Source organism: Streptomyces kaniharaensis, assembly GCF_009569385.1.
GTDB lineage: Bacteria > Actinomycetota > Actinomycetes > Streptomycetales > Streptomycetaceae > Kitasatospora > Kitasatospora kaniharaensis.
The window spans coordinates 5385788-5401251 of the sequence record NZ_WBOF01000001.1 but is presented as its reverse complement, the minus strand read 5'-3'; the positions used below and the strand labels follow the sequence as shown (position 1 = coordinate 5401251).

Sequence of the window (15464 nt, the reverse complement as noted above, 5' to 3'; positions counted from 1 at the left end):
TAACAGACTTCAGATTCTGTTAGCTGTTATCTGTCATGTGTCTGCGGCCCGCCGAAGCCAGGCCCCCGCTCGATCGTCGCGTCAGCCCGGGCGCCGGGCCAGGTGCACCACGTCGGGCACGCCCCGGGCGACCGGGATCTCGTGCGTGACGACGTCCGAGAAGCCCGCCGCGCGCAGCGCCTCCTCGAAGTCCGGGGAGGGCTGCGCGCTCCACATCGCCAGCACGCCGCCCGGCTGCAGCCGGTGCCAGAGCACGGCGAGCCCGTCCGCGCCGTACAGCCCGGCGTTGGAGTCGGTGACGGTCCAGTCCGGGCCGTTGTCGATGTCCAGGCACAGCGCGTGGTAGCGCTCGCCGTCGGCCGCGGCCAGGTACTCCAGCAGGTCGGTGTGGAGCACCGCGACCCGCTCGTCCTCCAGCGCGCCGCCCGAGAACGCGCCCAGCGGCCCGGTCCGGTGCCAGTCGATGATCGCGGTCTCGCGCTCGACGATGGCGATCCGCCCCCAGCGCGGCTCGGCCACCGCGTACGCCAGCGAGAAGCCGACACCGAGGCCGCCGATCAGCACCGAGGGCCGCTCGACGGTGGTGCCGGTGCGGTCCAGCTCGTCCAGCGCGGCCTGGATCAGCAGCCGCTCCGAGCGGCCGTCGGCGGTGTCCATCAGGAAGCAGCCGTTGGCGATGATCTCGAAGTGAGGCCCGCGTTGCCGCAGTACCACCTCGCCGAACGGCCCCTCGCGCCGGTCGAGCGTCACGACGACCGCGCGGCCGTCCCGTTCGGGCAGTGCGGTGGACATGCGCATTCCTCGGCTAGCTCGGGTGCAGGACCAACGGACCGTCCCAAAAGACGGACACCCGGCCGACAATAGCGGACGCCGCACCCGCGCTCGTCACGTTGTGAGCAGCACCCCGGCGTACGAGACGCCCGCGACCATCACCCAGGATCCGAGCCCGAGCAGGGCGATCCGCCCGCCGGTGCGGACCATGGTCGGCAGGTGCACCGCGCTGCCGAGCCCGAACAACGCGGCGGCCAGCAACAGCTCCTGGGCGTCCCCGGCCAACGTGAGCGCACGCTCCGGCAGCACCCCGGTGGTCCGCAGAACGATCATTGCAAGGAATCCCGCCACGAACAGCGGGAGGATCGGAGGCCGACTGTCGCTTTTGACCGAACTTTTAGAGGTTCGTTCACCAATGTTCTTTTTCACCCACTGCTGGTTCCGCCGGACCGCGACCGCCACACCGGCGACCAGCGGCGCGAGCAGCACCACCCGCATCAGCTTGACCAGGACGGCCTCGCGAAGCGCCCCGGCCCCGCCGGTCTGCGCGGTGGCGACCACCTGCCCGACGTCGTGCACGCTCGCGCCGACCCAGCGTCCGAACTCCGCCCCGCCGAGGCCGAGCGGGTGCTGGAGCAGCGGCAGCACGGCGATCGCGAGCGTGCCGCAGAGCGTCACGAGAGCGACGGAGGCGGCGACGTCCTCCTCCTCGCTGCCCGCCGCCTGGCTGACCGCGCCGATCGCCGAGGCGCCGCAGATCGAGTACCCGGTGGCGACCAGCAGCGGCTGGTCCCCGGGCAGCCCGAGCCGCCGGCCCAGCCACAGCGTGCCCACGAAGGTCGCCGCGACCACGGCGAGCACCATGGCGACGGTCGCCCAGCCGAGGCCGAGCACGTCGTCCAGGCTGAGCTTCAGCCCGAGCAGCACGATCCCGAGCCGCATCAGCCGCTTCCCGGCCAGCGAGAGCCCGGGCCGGGCCACCCCGCGGACCACCGGGCGCAGCCCGGGCAGGTGGGCCGCCGCCATGCCGAGCACGACGGCGGCGGTGAGCTTGGGCACGGCCGGCACGGCCGCGTGGACGGCCAGCGCGGCGGCCACCCCGGCCGCGGCCAGCAGCAGGCCGGGGGCGTCTCCGCCGAGCGGGGGCAGCAGGCGGGTGCGGGCGCCGGTGCGCCGCTCTCGTACGGTCAGTGCCACGCCGCGCTCACCGCTGCTGGTCTGCGGGAAGCCGGTAGACCCGCCGGATGCTGGTGCCGAGCCGCGACACGTCGGCGCCGTACACGTGGATGGAGATGGCGGTGGTGCTGCACGCGTTGCGCACCAGGTGGATGTCGCCGGGCGGGGCGAAGGCGGCGACGGTCCCGGCCGGGCCGGCCACGTGCTCGGTCTCGACGAGCCGGGCGGCGCGTCCGTCGGAGACGAGCCGGTAGCGGGTCTCGCTCTCCTGGCCCTGGTGGACGCCGGCCACGCACCAGGAGACGTGGTCGTGGATCGGGGTCTGCTGGCCGGGCAGCCAGACCAGCGCGACGACGGAGAAGCTGCCGTCCTCCTCGGCGTGCACGACGTGCTGCCGGTAGCGCTGGGGATCGCCCTCGCGCTGGGCGGGGGTGAGCAGCGCGTCGGGCCCGTCGGGGTCGACCAGCAGGTGCGGGGCGAGGCGTTCGCCGACCAGGTAGGCGGTGAGTTCGGGCGGCAGTCCGCGGTCCACGACGGCACGGATCTCGCCGATCAGGGCGGTCATCCGCTGGGTGAGCCGGTCGCTGCCGACCGTGGCTGAGGGTGTCATGGCAGCAGGTTCGACCCAGCAGACCTATCACGTCCAACGAGGGTTCTTAAGCACTCTCCCAAAGTCCTCTTATGAGTCGGTCGCCGATCAGCTCAGCATGAAATCAGTTCAGCCTGAGGCCAGCTCCGCTTGAACAGGCTCAGCACCCCACCCGGCTCGCGGCCGCCTGCCGCAGGTGATCCAGGACGAGCGCCGTGGCCGGAATCCGCCGGTGCTCCCGCAGCACGTAAGCGCTCACCTGCCGCCGCAGGTGCGGCTCGACGGCCCGCCCGGTGACCTTGCGGTGGCACATGAAGGAGAGCACGAGCGCCGGCATCAGCGCGATCCCGACCCCGGCGGCGACGAGGCTCTGCACCGCGAGGTTGTCGTCCGTCGAGAACACGATGTCCGGCGCGAAGCCCTCCTCCGCGCAGACGTGCAGCAGGTTGGCGCGACAGCGCGGGCAGCCGGCGATCCAGCGCTCGCCGTCGAGATCGGCGAGCCGGACGGCGTGCCGGCGCCCGAGCGGGTGCCCGACCGGCAGCAGCACGGTGAGCAGGTCCTCCATCAGGGGGATCTCGTCCACCCCGTCCGGTACCTCGGTGGTGCCGCCGGGATAGCGGAAGGCCAGTGCGATGTCGCACTCCCCGCGCAGCAGCCGCTGGACGGAGTCCGGCGGCTCGGCCTCCAGCAGCTCGACCCGTACGCCGGGGTGCTCGGCGAGCAGCCGGGCCATCGCCTCGGGAATCAGGGTGGCGTTGGCGCTGGGGAAGGCGCAGACCCGGACGCGCCCGGCGCGCAGCCGGGCGAGTGCGGCGAGCTGCTGCTGGGCGGCGGACATGCTGCCGAGGATCAGCTCGGCGTGCCGGGAGAGCGCCTCGCCGGCCTCGGTGAGCCGCAGTCCGCGCCCGGCCCGGGTGAACAGCGGGACGCCGACGGTGCGTTCGAGCGCCTTCATCTGCTGGGTGATGGCGGGCTGGGTGTAGCCGAGTTCGCGGGCCGCCGCCGAGTAGGAGCCGGCCCGGACGACCTCGTGAAACGTCCTGATGTGCCGTGAGTCGAACACCGGCTCCATGGCCCCTCCGTCCGGTCGTCTGCCTCCAGCCCCCGCAATCATAAGAGGAAATTGGAGGTGCCGGATCTAACCTCACCCGCACCTATGGTTCAACGTCGAAACAACCTTCCCACCGCCGCGGCCGGATTCACCGCTGCGCCGATGACGACAGCCCACCCCGCTCGGAGGCGGTGCTCACCGGGTGCGCCGTCCCTTCAGCAGCCAGCCCAGCGCACCGCCCGCGACCAGGGTGGCCAGCAGGGCGATCCAGAGCGGCGTGGTGACGGTGAAGACCCAGAACTGGATCTTCACCTTGTCGAGGTTGGCGAACAGGAACCACACCGCGAGGATGACGATGACGCCGATCCCGATGTACCGGGTGGGGATCCCCCCGATCTCACTGCGCTTGGGGCCGGACGAGCGGTCTGAAGTCTTGGTCACCGGAGCAGTCTGCGGGCATGAGCACCGGTCTGCCCGGTTACGCGCCCTTCCACACCGGCGGAGCAACCCGCACGGGGCAATCACGCCTCGTGCGGGTTCAACTGTGACCGCCCTAAACCGTGACCGGCCTACCGCTCGTCCCGCCAGGAGCGCCAGAGCGCCGCGTACGGCCCACCCGCCGCGACCAGCTCCGGGTGGCTGCCGTACTCGCTGATCCGCCCGTCCTCGACCACCGCGATCACGTCGGCGTCGTGCGCGGTGTGCAGCCGGTGCGCGATGGCGATCACCGTCCGGCCCTCCAGCACGCGGGAGAGCGAGCGCTCCAGGTGCCGGGCGGCACGCGGGTCGAGCAGCGAGGTGGCCTCGTCCAGCACCAGAGTGTGCGGATCGGCCAGCACCAGCCGGGCCAGGGCTAGTTGCTGGGCCTGTGGCGGGGTCAGCGCGGCGCCGCCGGAACCGACCTCGGTGTCCAGGCCGTGCGGCAGCGCGGCCACCCAGTCCCCGGCGTCCACCGCGTCCAGCGCGGCCCGCAGTTCGGTGTCCCCCGCCCCGGGCGCTGCCAGCCGAAGGTTGTCCCGCAGGGTGCCGACGAACACGTGGTGCTCCTGATTGACAAGGGCGACCTCGGCCCGGACCCGCTCCGCCGGCATCCTCGCCAGCGCCGCCCCGCCGAGCGTCACGCTGCCCCGGCCGGGCGCGTAGATCCCGGCCAGCAGCCGCCCGAGGGTGGACTTCCCCGCCCCGGACGGCCCGACCAGCGCCACCCGGCTGCCGGGGGCGACGTCCAGGCTGATCCCGTGCAGGACGTCCGCGCCCTCGCGGTAGCCGAACCGCACGTCCCGGGCCTCGACCCGGCGGCCTGCCGGCCGGGTGGACTCGTCGCCCTCGTGCGCGGGCACCTCGCGGACGCCGACCAGCCGCGCCAGCGAGGCCTGCCCGATCTGGAGCTCGTCGTACCAGCGCAGGATCAGGTCGACCGGGCCGGTGAGCATCTGGGCGTACAGCACCCCGCTGGTCAACTGGCCGACCGTGATCCACCCGTGGAGCGCGAACAGGCCGCCGAGCACCAGGGTGGCCAGGACAGCCGCGGTGTAGACGGCGTCGATGGTCGGGAACCAGACCGACCGCAGCCACAGCGTGTACCGCTCCCAGGAGAGCCACTCGGCGAGCCGGCGGTCGGTGAGCCGGACCCGCTGCTCGCCCAGGCGCAGCGCCTCGACCGTCCGCCCGGCGTCCACCGTCTCGGCCAGCACGCCGTTCACGGCCGCGTCCGCCGCCGACTCGTTGCGGTACGACTGCGGCGCGCGCCGGAAGTACCAGCGGGAACTGACCAGCAGCAGCGGCAGACCGATCAGCGCGGTCAGCGCGAGCATCGGCGAGGTGACCACCAGCGCGCCCAGCACCAGCAGCAACGACACGACGGCTACGGCCAGTTCGGGCACGGCCTCGCGCACCGACTTGTCCAGCCGGTCGATGTCGGTGGTGCCCCGGGAGACCAGGTCCCCGGTGCCGGCCCGCTCCAGCACACCGGTCGGCAGCGCGACCGAGCGGACCAGGAAGTCCTCGCGCAGGTCGGCCAGCACCCGCTCGCCGAGCATGGCGCCGCGCATCCGCGACCACCAGGTGAACGCGGACTGCACCACCAGCGCCGCCAGATACCAGCCGACCGCCGCCGCGAGCGCGCCCTCGGCGGTGTCGGTGGCGAGCGACTCCACCAGGGTGCCGAGCACCCACGGCCCGACCAGCCCGGCCAGGGTCGCCACCGAGTGCAGCGTCACCACCGCGGCGAACCCGCTCCGGTGCCGCCGGGCGAGCAGCCGCAGGTACGCGCGTACGGCCGCCGGGGAGCCGACCGGCAGGGTGGTGGCCGGCCCCTGTTCATGATGGACGGGGGGCTTCATGTCCTGCTCCTCAACTCTCCTGGACGGCCGGACTTTCCTGCACGGTCGAAGTCTCCTGTGAAATACAGGAGTTGGGCCTTCATCCACCCTCCCCCACGACGGCCGGCTCCACGGCGCGGGTGACCACGGCGCGGTAGGCCGGTTCGGTGTCCATGAGTTCGCGGTGCCGCCCGGCGGCGACGGCCCGGCCCTCGTGGACCAGCACCACCCGGTCGGCCCGGTCGAGCAGCAGCGGGCTGGTCGCGAAGACCACGGTGGTCCGGCCCGCCCGGTTCTCCCGCAGCCCGGCGGCGATCCGCGCCTCGGTGTGGGCGTCCACCGCGCTGGTCGGCTCGTCCAGCACGAGCACGGGCGGGTCCGCGAGCAGCGAGCGGGCCAGCGCCAGCCGCTGCCGCTGGCCGCCGGAGAGCGAGCGGCCCCGCTCGGTGATCCGGGCCCGCATCACGTCCCCCGCGCAGTCCGGCGAGCCGTCCACCAGGGCCTCCAGCACGTCGTCGGCCCGGGCGGCGGCCAGCGCCTCGGCGGCCGCCACCCGGCCCGAGGCCGGGATGTCGAGCAGCCCGGCGAGGGTGCCGGAGAGCAGCACCGGCTCCTTGTCGTGGACCAGCACCGCCGCCCTGGCCTCGGCGAGCGGTACGGCGTCCAGCTCGGTGCCGCCGAGCCGGACGGAGGGCTGCGCCGGCTCGCCCTCGGTGCGCGGGACGTGCCCGCCGAGCCGCTCGGCGAGCGCCCCGGCGAAGTCCGGGTCCCCGCAGACCACGGCGGTCAGTTCGCCTGCCCGCGCGGTCAGCCCGGTCGCCGGGTCGTACAGGTCGCCGCGCTCGGCCCGGCCGAGTACCGACCCGGGCGAGTCACCGGCCACCGCCTCGTCCGCGCGGTCGAGCGAGAGCAGGCGGACGGCTCGCCCGCCGGAGACCCGCGCGACGCTCCACGCGTGCGCGGCCTCGCCCAGGATCCGCAGCGGCCCGGCCAGGTAGACCGTCGCCCCGTACACCGCGACCAGGGTGCCGACGGCGAGCCGCCCGTCGGCTGCCAGCCTGGCCCCGTACCACGTCACCCCGACCACGAACAGCCCGGGCAGCAGCACCTGCTGGGCCTGCATCAGCGACCAGATCCGGGCCGAGCGGACGGCCGCGGCCCGAACCTCCTGGGACGCGGCCCGGTAGCGGGCGAGGAACAGCTCCTCGCCACCGATCCCGCGCAGCACCCGCAGCCCGGCGACGGTGTCGGCGGCCAGCGTGGTGGCCTTGCCGCCCAGCGCCCGCTGCTCGTCGTAGCGCCGCTCGAACGGCCCGAGCAGCGGCCAGACGGACACCGCCAGCACCGGGACGCCGAGCAGCACGGCCAGGCCGAGCAGCGGCTCGACCACCAGGATCACCGCACCGACGGCCAGCCAGACGAGCACCGCGGCCCGCAGGCGTGCGGTCAGCTCGACGTACCAGCCGATCTTCGCGACGTCCCCGCTGCCGACCGCCACCACCTCACCGGTGGCGATCCGCCGGGACAGCGCGCCACCGAGCTGCGATGCCTGCCGGGCGACCGACTGCCGTACCTGGGTGACGGCGTGGAGCCAGTTCCAGACCGCCTGTCGGTGCAACAGCACGGTGGCGAGCGAGGTCACCGCGGCGAGCGCGATCACGGCGGCACCGGCCCGCCAGATCCCGGCCGCGTCGCCGTCCACGGCGGCCTGGACGCCGTACCCGAGCGGTATCGGCAGGGCGGCCTGACAGCCCATCTCCAGCAGCGCCCAGCAGGTGGAGAGCACCTGCCCGCGCCGCTGGCTTCGCCGAAGCCAGCGCAGGAAGGCCAACGATGAGGAGAGATCGGGACGGCCGGGATCGGCCAGGGGCAGGGACGCGAGCGGCATGACACTCCGATGCGTGGTTCGGGGTGGTTCGAGGTGGTTCGGGGCAACACGTGACACACAGCCACGCGGCAACGGGAACGCGTCCGGTGGAGGAAGCAGCGGAACCGGACGGACATGGGAAGGGCACGAAGGGCCCGGATCTCAGGAGGCCATGGCCGCGAGCCTGCCAACCGCAATGTGATCCACGCAACAGGTTTTCCGCGCTCCCGCCCGCGGACCCCGGCCAGGGCGACCCCGGCGCCCGCGAGATTCCCCCGAATGGCGGGAACAATCCCGCCCGAGCGCCAGTTGCCCCACTGGAACCCAAAGACGACCAGGAGGGCACCCCTTCTCGTGAGCAGCATCCCCAACGTGACGCTGAACGACGGCACGCAGATCCCGCAGCTCGGCTTCGGCGTGTGGCAGGTCCCGGACGGCGAGGCCACCCCCGCCGTCCGCACCGCGATCGAGGCCGGCTACCGCTCCATCGACACCGCGGCGATCTACGAGAACGAGGCGGGCACCGGCCAGGCGGTCGCCGAGGCGCTGGCGAACGGCGTGGCCCGCGAGGACCTCTACATCACCACCAAGCTGTGGAACTCCGGCACCCGCGACTGGTCCGGCGAGCAGGGCCGGGACGCGGTGCTGCGCGAGTTCGACGCCTCGCTGGCCAAGCTCGGCCTGGACTACATCGACCTCTACCTGATCCACTGGCCGCGCCCGATGCACGGCAGCTACCTGAACATCTGGAAGGCCTTCGAGCAGCTGCGCAAGGACGGCCGGGTCAGGTCCATCGGCGTCTCCAACTTCGGCCCCGAGCAGCTGACCCGCCTGATCGACGAGGCCTCGGTCGTCCCGGTGCTGAACCAGGTCGAGCTGCACCCGTACTTCCCGCAGGACGAGCTGCGCGCCTTCCACGCCCAGCACGGCATCGCCACCGAGGCGTGGAGCCCGCTGGGCCAGGGCAAGGAGCTGCTCGCCGAGCCGGCGCTGGCGAAGATCGCCGAGAAGCACGGCCGCATGGTCGCTCAGGTCGTGCTCCGCTGGCACCTGCAGAGCGGCGTGATCGCCATCCCGAAGTCGGTCACCCCATCCCGGATCCGGGAGAACCTGGACGTGACCGGCTTCGAGCTGGACGCGGACGACCTCGCCGCGATCGCCGGGATCGCCACCGGCAAGCGGATCGGACCGGACCCGCAGCACTTCGACTGGAACTGACGGCACCCGCCGTCCGGCTGTCTGACGGCCGGCCATGCAGAAGACCGCCCACCCCGTTCAGGGATGGGCGGTCTTCTGCGCGCCTCATGACACACGCGCCTCGATCACGCACACAGACGACACGCTCAACGGCGCGCCGCCTCTGGAACCAGCCGCCAGCACGATGCACCCGCCGTCCAGTACAAGGGCCTCAGCAGGCCTTCAGCATGGTGGCGAATCGTTTTGGCTGGATTTCAGAGAGCGAACCTACAGCCTGGCCGCCTTGGCGATGAGCGCAAGCGCGGGCTCGTGCTCGTGCTCCTCCAGTGGCGCCAGCAGCAGCCGCTGGACCTGGGCGACACCCGCGGCCGAGCGGTGCAGCAGATCCTGACCGGCCGGCGAGAGCGAGAGCAGGTTGCGCCGCCCGTCCGAGGGGTCCCGGCGGCGCTGCACAAGACCGCGGCGGACGAGACGGCTCACCATCTCGGCCATCGTCGCCTTGTCCAGCGAGGCCAGTTCACCGACCGTCCGCTGGTCGGCCCCGGGCTCCAGCTCCAGCGCGTCCAGCACCGCGTACTGGGGCGCCGTCAGCTCCGCGCCGACGTGCTCCGACCAGAGCTTGGTGTGCACCTGCTGGCTCACCCTGATCAGGTAACCGATCGCCCGCTGGGCGTCCAGTATCGGCCGCGAGTCGGTGAAAACGACCGCGGCTGGCTCCAGCCTGGCTATCTTGGCCATCACCCGGACGATCTCGACCTGCTCGTCCGCGCTCAGCGGCTCGAACAGGGTGCGCTGCACACGGACCACTCCGCCGGTGGCCTCGCGCACCGCCTGGGCCCCGCTCTGCGAGAGAGCGAGGAGCTTGCGCCGGCCGTCGGCCGGGTCACGCCTTCGCAGCACAAGGCCGCGGCGGACCAGCCGCGCGACCATCTCCGCCATCGTGGCCTTGTCCAGCGAGGCACGCTCGCCGACTGTCCGCTGGTCGGCGCCCGGTTCCAGGGCGAGGACCAGCAGTACGGCGAACTGCGGAGCCGTGAGATCGGCTCCCACGTGCTCCGACCACAGCCGGGTGTGAACCTGCTGTGCAACGCGAATGAGGTGGCCGGGCGACTGCTGCAGTCGCGCGGACACGCGGGTCGTCGGGATCTCCCCCAGCACCATGTATCCGTCCCGATGTCACACCCGGTGTGTGTGGGACACCCGGGTGGGGCAGTAACGGCGAGTGGGCGTCCCGCTATGAGGGAGGGCGCTCCAGCCGTGCAGCCGGTGGCTGCTGGCGGACACTATACAAACGGCAGGCCCTCGCTGGCAGGCAGGGGCGGATAGTAGACGCAGGTTCGGCAACATTGGCATATTTACGCGCCGCCACGCCTTCTCGGTAACCCGTTCTCCGCAGAAAGCCGACTGGTCGGTCCTTACCCACCGTCACCTGCGACTCTCCACTCTGGCCGCCCTCCCTACCCGCCGGTAGGGTGTGGCCACCGTCGCCCGGGGACGCCTTCCCTGGGAAATTCCTGTGAGAGAGACGAGAGCGAGCATGACCGAGCAGAGCACCCCCCGGGTCGCCGTCGTCACCGGCGCCGCACGCGGCCTCGGCGCCGCCACCGCCGTCCGGCTGGCCGCCGACGGCTACGCCGTCGCCGTCCTCGACCTCGACGAGGCGGCCGGCAAGGACACCGTCGACCGGATCACCGCGGCCGGCGGCAGGGCCGTGGCGATCGGCGCCGACGTCTCGGACGCCGAGCAGGTGCAGACCGCCGTGGACCGCGTCGTGGCCGAGCTCGGCGCCCCGGTCGTACTCGTCAACAACGCGGGCGTGCTCCGCGACAACCTGCTCTTCAAGATGTCCGAGTCCGACTGGGACACGGTCATGAACGTCCATCTTCGCGGCGCCTTCCTGATGACCCGCGCGGTGCAGAAGCACATGGTCGACGCCGGCTTCGGCCGAATCGTCAACCTGTCCTCCTCGTCCGCCCAGGGCAACCGCGGCCAGGCCAACTACTCCGCCGCCAAGGCCGGTCTCCAGGGCTTCACCAAGACTTTGGCCATCGAGCTCGGCAAGTTCGGCATCACCGCCAACGCGGTGGCCCCCGGGTTCATCGCCACGGACATGACGGCGGCCACCGCCGCCCGGGTCGGCATGGACTTCGAAGACTTCAAGCGGGCTGCGGCCTCTCAGATCCCGGTCCAGCGGGTCGGTCTGCCTGAGGATGTCGCCCACACCATCTCGTTCCTGGCGAGCGAGGGGGCCGGATTCGTCTCCGGCCAGGTGATCTACGTCGCCGGCGGCCCCCTCGACTGAGCACGGGACCTACACAGGGTTACCACGGAGTGGGGGGCCGGGCGGACCGGCCACCCGCTCCGTTCGCTTTACCGGGCCTTTTGGAGATTGATTCGAACACCACACGGACTTTCGATCAGGGAATAGCGGATACCATTCCCGCGACCGCCCTTCCGGGGCGGAATGTCGTTTCCTCGAAAATGGCAATTCCCGCGAGAACGGCCGTTTCAGCCCTCCCAGCTGCGCTCCACCACGCCGTCCCGCACCGCGAGGTTGAGCCGCCCCTCCCGGTGGTCCATGGTCATCATCGCCCCCGGCGCCAGCACCCGGACCGACGCCCACCCGTGCCGCCGGGCCAGCTCCTCGGCCCGTTCGACCCGCAGCCCCGCGTACCCTTCGGCGTCCCCCGCCGCGCCCGGCTGCGCCTCGTCGGTCCCAGCCATCGCCACCTCCCCGGCTCGACCCTCGGACGTACGCTGGAATCGTAGCCCGCACCGTGCGGCCGGGAGGTGAAGGCCATGCGCACCACGACCCCGCGACGCTGGCGCAGCGGTACCGAGCCCTCGAACGCCCGCAGCGACCTCAAGCTCCGCTACCTGCTGTCGCTGACCTTCACCCCGCTGTTCGCCCTGGCGACAGCGGCCTTCGCCGTCTGGGCGGCCAACTCCCCCGCGTACGGCGCTCCCAGCCGGGGCACCCTCACCGGCTTCGCCGTCGCGTGCGGCCTGCTCACCCTGTTCGCCGCCGTCGATCTCGTGGTGGTCATCCGGCGCCGCCGGACCGAGCTCTGACGCGGTGTCTCCCACGGCGTGGGAAGTCGGCCGGGCCGACTTCCCACGCCGCGCCACTCCAGTGACACTCCAGCGACACTCCGGGCAGGACCGCCTCAGCGGTTGCCGACCGCCTGCTTCACCAACGTCCGCCCGAAGTCCCACATCAGGCCGTTCCCCCGGTGCGCATCGTCCATGACCTCCGTGAAGGCGGCCACGAACCGGTCCACGTCCCGCTCGGTGATGATCAGCGGCGGGATCAGCTTGATCACCTCCAGGTGGTCGCCGGACACCTGGGTCAGGATCCGGTGCCGCTGGAGCAGCGGCACCACCACCATCTGGGCGAACAGCCCCTTGCGGGCCGCCTGGAGCGCGGTCCACCCGGTGCGCAGCTTGAGCGACTTCGGCCGGCCGAACTCGATGCCGATCATGAGTCCCTTGCCGCGCACCTGCGCCAACAGCTCGTACTTGTCGACCAGCGCGGCAAGCCGGTCCCGGAAGTGGTCGCCGACCCGGCGGGCGTTCTCGACCACCTTCTCGTCGCGCATCACCTCCAGGGTCGCCAGCCCGGCCGCCATCGCCTGGGCGTTGGAGCCGAAGCTGGCCGAGTGCACCAGCACCCGGTCCATCGAGGAGTACACCTTCTCGAAGATCCAGTTCTTGCCGAGCGTCGCCCCGACCGGCACGTACCCGCCCGAGAGGGCCTTGGCCGCGCAGACCAGGTCGGGCAGCACGCCCTCCTCGTACTGGTAGGCGAAGAACTCGCCGGTGCGGCCGATCCCGGTCTGCACCTCGTCGCAGATCAGCAGCGCCTTGTGCTCGTGCAGGAGATCCTGCGCGGCGCGCAGCCAGCCGGGCGGCGGTGCGTGCACGCCCTTGCCCTGGATCGGCTCGACGATCAGGGCCGCGACGTCGCCGCGCTTCAACTCCTTGGCCAGCGACGCGAGATCGCCGAGCGGGATGGGGGTGTCGGGCAGCAGCGGGTCGAAGCCCTTGCGGAAGCCGCTCTCCCCGTTGACGGAGAGCGAGCCGGCGGTCAGCCCGTGGAAGGCGTGGTCGGCGTAGAGGATCCGCTTGCGGCCGGTGGCGTAGCGGGCGAACTTGAGCGCGGTCTCGACCGCCTCGGTACCGCTGTTGCCGAAGAAAACCCGGTCCAACCCGGGGGCGTACGAGAGCAACCGTTCGGCGAGCAGGCCGGGCAGCGGCGAGCAGTCGAAGCGGACAAGGTCGGGCAGGTCGAGGTCCATCACCTGCCGGATCGCCGAACGCACCACCGGGTGGTGGCGGCCGAGTGCGAAGATCCCGAAGCCGGCCAGCATGTCGAGGTACTCGTTGCCCTCGGCGTCGTAGAAGTACGGGCCCTGGGCGCGCTCGTAGTACTTGTCGAAGCCGATGGTGTGCAGCATCCGCGGCAGCTGCGGGTTGAGGTAGCGGCCGTGCAGCTCGTACCGCTCGGCGCCGCGCTCGGCGATCAGCGCGGCGAGGTCGAAGCGGCCTTCAGAACGGTCGGGGTCAGCCGGCATGGTGCGGGTTCGCTCCTCGGGTCGGTAGCAGGTTCTTGGCGAAGACGGCGGTCTGGGCCGCGACCCCGGTGCCGGTCAGCCCGGTCTCCTCCAGGATCTCGCCGCGCGCTGCGTGGCCGAGGAACGCCTGCGGCAGGCCGAGCACCCGTACCGGCACGTCCACGTCGGCGTCGCGCAGCGCCTGGGCCACGGCGGCGCCGACGCCACCCACCCGGCCGTTGTCCTCGACGGTGACGACCAGAAGGTGCGCGGCGGCGAGCCCGGGCAGCGCCGGATCCACGGGCTTGACCCACCGCGGGTCGACGACGGTGGCGGTGAAGCCCTCGGCGAGCAGCAGCCGGGCGGCGTCCAGGCAGGCGGAGGCGGTGGTGCCGACCGCGACCAGCAGGATCTCCGGCAGTTCCCCGGTGCGCAGCAGGACGTCCACTCCGCCGATCCGCTCGACCGCCGGCACGGCGGGCCCGATGTTCGCCTTCGGGAAGCGGACGACGGTCGGGGCGTCGGCGACGTCGACGGCCTCGCGCAGCTGGGCGCGCAACTGGTCGGCGTCGCGCGGGGCGGCCAGCCGCAGGCCGGGGACGACCTGGAGGATCGACATGTCCCACATGCCGTTGTGCGAGGCGCCGTCCGGGCCGGTCACGCCGGAGCGGTCGAGGACGAAGGTGACGCCGAGCCTGTGCAGGGCGACGTCCATCAGGACCTGGTCGAAGGCTCGGTTGAGGAACGTCGCGTAGACCGCGACGACCGGGTGGAGGCCGCCGGTGGCCAGGCCGGCCGCGCTGGTGACGGCGTGCTGCTCGGCGATGCCGACGTCGAAGATGCGGGTCGGGTAGGCCTTGGCGAAGCGGGCCAGCCCGACCGGCTGGAGCATCGCCGCGGTGATCGCCACCAGGTCGGGCCGCTCCGCGCCGAGCGCCACCATCTCGTCGCCGAACACCGAGGTCCAGGAGACGCCGCCGGTGGGCGAGATCGGCAGGCAGGTGTACGGGTCGATCGGGTTGACGGCGTGGAAGCGGTCCGCCTCGTCCTGTTCGGCGGGGCGGTAGCCGCGCCCCTTGACGGTCAGGCAGTGCACGATGACCGGGCCGCCGAAGCCGCGAGCCTTGGTCAGTGCGGACTCCAGGGCGGTCAGGTCGTGGCCGTCGATCGGCCCGAGGTACTTCAGTCCGAGGTCCTCGAACATGCCCTGGGGGGCGAAGGCGTCCTTGAACCCCTTCTTGGCGCCGTGCAGCGCGTCGAAGATCGGCTGGCCGACGAGCGGGGTGCGTTGCAGCGCCTCCTTGCCGAGGGCGAGGAAGCGTTCGTAGCCCTGGGTGGTGCGCAGGGCGGCGAGGTGGTTGGCGAGACCGCCGATCGTCCTGGCGTAGGAGCGTTCGTTGTCGTTGACGACGATGACGACCGGGCGGTCCTTGGCGTCGGCGATGTTGTTGAGCGCCTCCCAGGCGAGCCCGCCGGTGAGCGCGCCGTCGCCGATGACCGCCACGATCCGCCGGTCGTGCTGGCCGAGCAGCTGGGCGGCCTTGGCGAGGCCGTCGGCGTAGGACAGGGCGGTGGAGGCGTGCGAGTTCTCGACCAGGTCGTGTTCGGACTCGGCGCGGGACGGGTAGCCGGACAAGCCGCCCTTCATCCGCAGCTTCGAGAAGTCCTGGCGGCCGGTGAGCAGTTTGTGGACGTAGCTCTGGTGGCCGGTGTCGAAGACGATCCGGTCGTAGGGGGAGTCGAAGACCCGGTGCAGCGCGATGGTCAGTTCCACCACGCCGAGGTTGGGGCCGAGGTGTCCGCCGGTCCGGGTGACGGCGTCGATCAGGAAGTCGCGGATCTCGTCGGCGAGCAGCGGCAGTTCGGCCGCCGGGAGCTTCCGCACGTCGGCCGGGGATGTGACGCTGGAGAGCAGTGACATGGGTACACCTCACGA

Annotated in this window: 14 protein-coding genes; 3 read left to right on the top strand and 11 right to left on the bottom strand. The window is 72.1% G+C overall.

The annotated features are described in order from the left end of the window. Nucleotides 1-81 precede the first annotated feature (81 nt). The 7 genes from F7Q99_RS24160 to F7Q99_RS24130 form a co-directional block, all read right to left on the bottom strand. Nucleotides 82-792: a spermidine synthase family protein gene (locus F7Q99_RS24160; RefSeq protein ID WP_153464711.1), complete on the bottom strand. Its 711-nt coding sequence runs from the start codon at nucleotides 790-792 to the stop codon at nucleotides 82-84. 93 nt (nucleotides 793-885) lie between these two features. Then, nucleotides 886-1968 carry a YeiH family protein gene (locus F7Q99_RS24155; RefSeq protein WP_407697824.1) on the bottom strand — a complete coding sequence of 361 codons (1083 nt, stop codon included), beginning with the start codon at nucleotides 1966-1968 and terminating at the stop codon, nucleotides 886-888. A 7-nt stretch (nucleotides 1969-1975) separates the two neighbouring features. After that, on the bottom strand, nucleotides 1976-2557 hold the full coding sequence (locus tag F7Q99_RS24150; protein ID WP_153464709.1) for a cysteine dioxygenase family protein: 582 nt from the start codon (nucleotides 2555-2557) through the stop codon (nucleotides 1976-1978). Between the two features lie 139 nt (nucleotides 2558-2696). Further along, entirely contained in the window at nucleotides 2697-3602 is a 906-nt protein-coding gene (locus F7Q99_RS24145; protein WP_326847254.1) for a LysR family transcriptional regulator, read from the bottom strand. Nucleotides 3603-3785: 183 nt separating this feature from the next. Beyond that, on the bottom strand, nucleotides 3786-4031 hold the full coding sequence (locus F7Q99_RS24140) for a LapA family protein (protein ID WP_195911156.1): 246 nt from the start codon (nucleotides 4029-4031) through the stop codon (nucleotides 3786-3788). 128 nt (nucleotides 4032-4159) lie between these two features. After that, on the bottom strand, nucleotides 4160-5932 hold the full coding sequence (locus F7Q99_RS24135; protein ID WP_153464703.1) for an ABC transporter ATP-binding protein: 1773 nt from the start codon (nucleotides 5930-5932) through the stop codon (nucleotides 4160-4162). A gap of 79 nt (nucleotides 5933-6011) precedes the next feature. Further along, nucleotides 6012-7799, bottom strand: a complete 1788-nt coding sequence (locus F7Q99_RS24130; protein ID WP_153464701.1) for an ABC transporter transmembrane domain-containing protein — start codon at nucleotides 7797-7799, stop codon at nucleotides 6012-6014. A 333-nt stretch (nucleotides 7800-8132) separates the two neighbouring features. Here F7Q99_RS24130 and F7Q99_RS24125 point away from each other — a divergent pair, with 333 nt between their 5' ends. Further along, a complete protein-coding gene (locus F7Q99_RS24125; RefSeq protein ID WP_326847054.1) occupies nucleotides 8133-8996 on the top strand; it encodes an aldo/keto reductase in 864 nt (287 codons plus the stop codon). Between the two features lie 246 nt (nucleotides 8997-9242). Here F7Q99_RS24125 and F7Q99_RS41415 read toward each other — a convergent pair whose 3' ends face one another. Then, a complete protein-coding gene (locus tag F7Q99_RS41415) occupies nucleotides 9243-10025 on the bottom strand; it encodes a MarR family winged helix-turn-helix transcriptional regulator (RefSeq protein WP_326847053.1) in 783 nt (260 codons plus the stop codon). Between the two features lie 487 nt (nucleotides 10026-10512). On the opposite strand from F7Q99_RS41415, the gene fabG reads away from it, so the two are divergent. Further along, on the top strand, nucleotides 10513-11277 hold the full coding sequence (gene fabG / locus F7Q99_RS24115; RefSeq protein ID WP_153464697.1) for a 3-oxoacyl-ACP reductase FabG: 765 nt from the start codon (nucleotides 10513-10515) through the stop codon (nucleotides 11275-11277). A gap of 206 nt (nucleotides 11278-11483) precedes the next feature. On the opposite strand, the gene F7Q99_RS24110 is transcribed toward fabG, so the two are convergent. Continuing rightward, nucleotides 11484-11699 (bottom strand): I78 family peptidase inhibitor, encoded by a 216-nt coding sequence (locus tag F7Q99_RS24110; protein WP_153464695.1) that lies wholly within the window; start codon nucleotides 11697-11699, stop codon nucleotides 11484-11486. A 75-nt stretch (nucleotides 11700-11774) separates the two neighbouring features. On the opposite strand from F7Q99_RS24110, the gene F7Q99_RS24105 reads away from it, so the two are divergent. Then, a complete protein-coding gene (locus F7Q99_RS24105) occupies nucleotides 11775-12047 on the top strand; it encodes a DUF6343 family protein (RefSeq protein ID WP_153464693.1) in 273 nt (90 codons plus the stop codon). 95 nt (nucleotides 12048-12142) lie between these two features. On the opposite strand, the gene F7Q99_RS24100 is transcribed toward F7Q99_RS24105, so the two are convergent. Together F7Q99_RS24100 and dxs are read right to left on the bottom strand one after the other, a co-directional pair. Then, complete coding sequence (locus tag F7Q99_RS24100; protein ID WP_153464691.1) at nucleotides 12143-13549, bottom strand: aspartate aminotransferase family protein; 1407 nt, start codon at nucleotides 13547-13549, stop codon at nucleotides 12143-12145. Then, the gene (dxs, locus tag F7Q99_RS24095; RefSeq protein WP_153464689.1) at nucleotides 13539-15449 is read right to left on the bottom strand and encodes a 1-deoxy-D-xylulose-5-phosphate synthase; all 1911 of its coding nucleotides are present in this window, start codon (nucleotides 15447-15449) and stop codon (nucleotides 13539-13541) included. The genes F7Q99_RS24100 and dxs overlap by 11 nt, the downstream gene beginning before the upstream one ends. Nucleotides 15450-15464 lie beyond the last annotated feature (15 nt).

Coding starts and splice junctions, on each gene's coding strand:
- F7Q99_RS24160 (WP_153464711.1), bottom strand. CDS start 792: ATGTCCACCGCACTGCCCGAACGGGACGGCCGCGCGGTCGTCGTGACG.
- F7Q99_RS24150 (WP_153464709.1), bottom strand. CDS start 2,557: ATGACACCCTCAGCCACGGTCGGCAGCGACCGGCTCACCCAGCGGATG.
- F7Q99_RS24135 (WP_153464703.1), bottom strand. CDS start 5,932: ATGAAGCCCCCCGTCCATCATGAACAGGGGCCGGCCACCACCCTGCCG.
- F7Q99_RS24130 (WP_153464701.1), bottom strand. CDS start 7,799: ATGCCGCTCGCGTCCCTGCCCCTGGCCGATCCCGGCCGTCCCGATCTC.
- fabG (WP_153464697.1), top strand. CDS start 10,513: ATGACCGAGCAGAGCACCCCCCGGGTCGCCGTCGTCACCGGCGCCGCA.
- F7Q99_RS24110 (WP_153464695.1), bottom strand. CDS start 11,699: ATGGCTGGGACCGACGAGGCGCAGCCGGGCGCGGCGGGGGACGCCGAA.
- F7Q99_RS24105 (WP_153464693.1), top strand. CDS start 11,775: ATGCGCACCACGACCCCGCGACGCTGGCGCAGCGGTACCGAGCCCTCG.
- F7Q99_RS24100 (WP_153464691.1), bottom strand. CDS start 13,549: ATGCCGGCTGACCCCGACCGTTCTGAAGGCCGCTTCGACCTCGCCGCG.
- dxs (WP_153464689.1), bottom strand. CDS start 15,449: ATGTCACTGCTCTCCAGCGTCACATCCCCGGCCGACGTGCGGAAGCTC.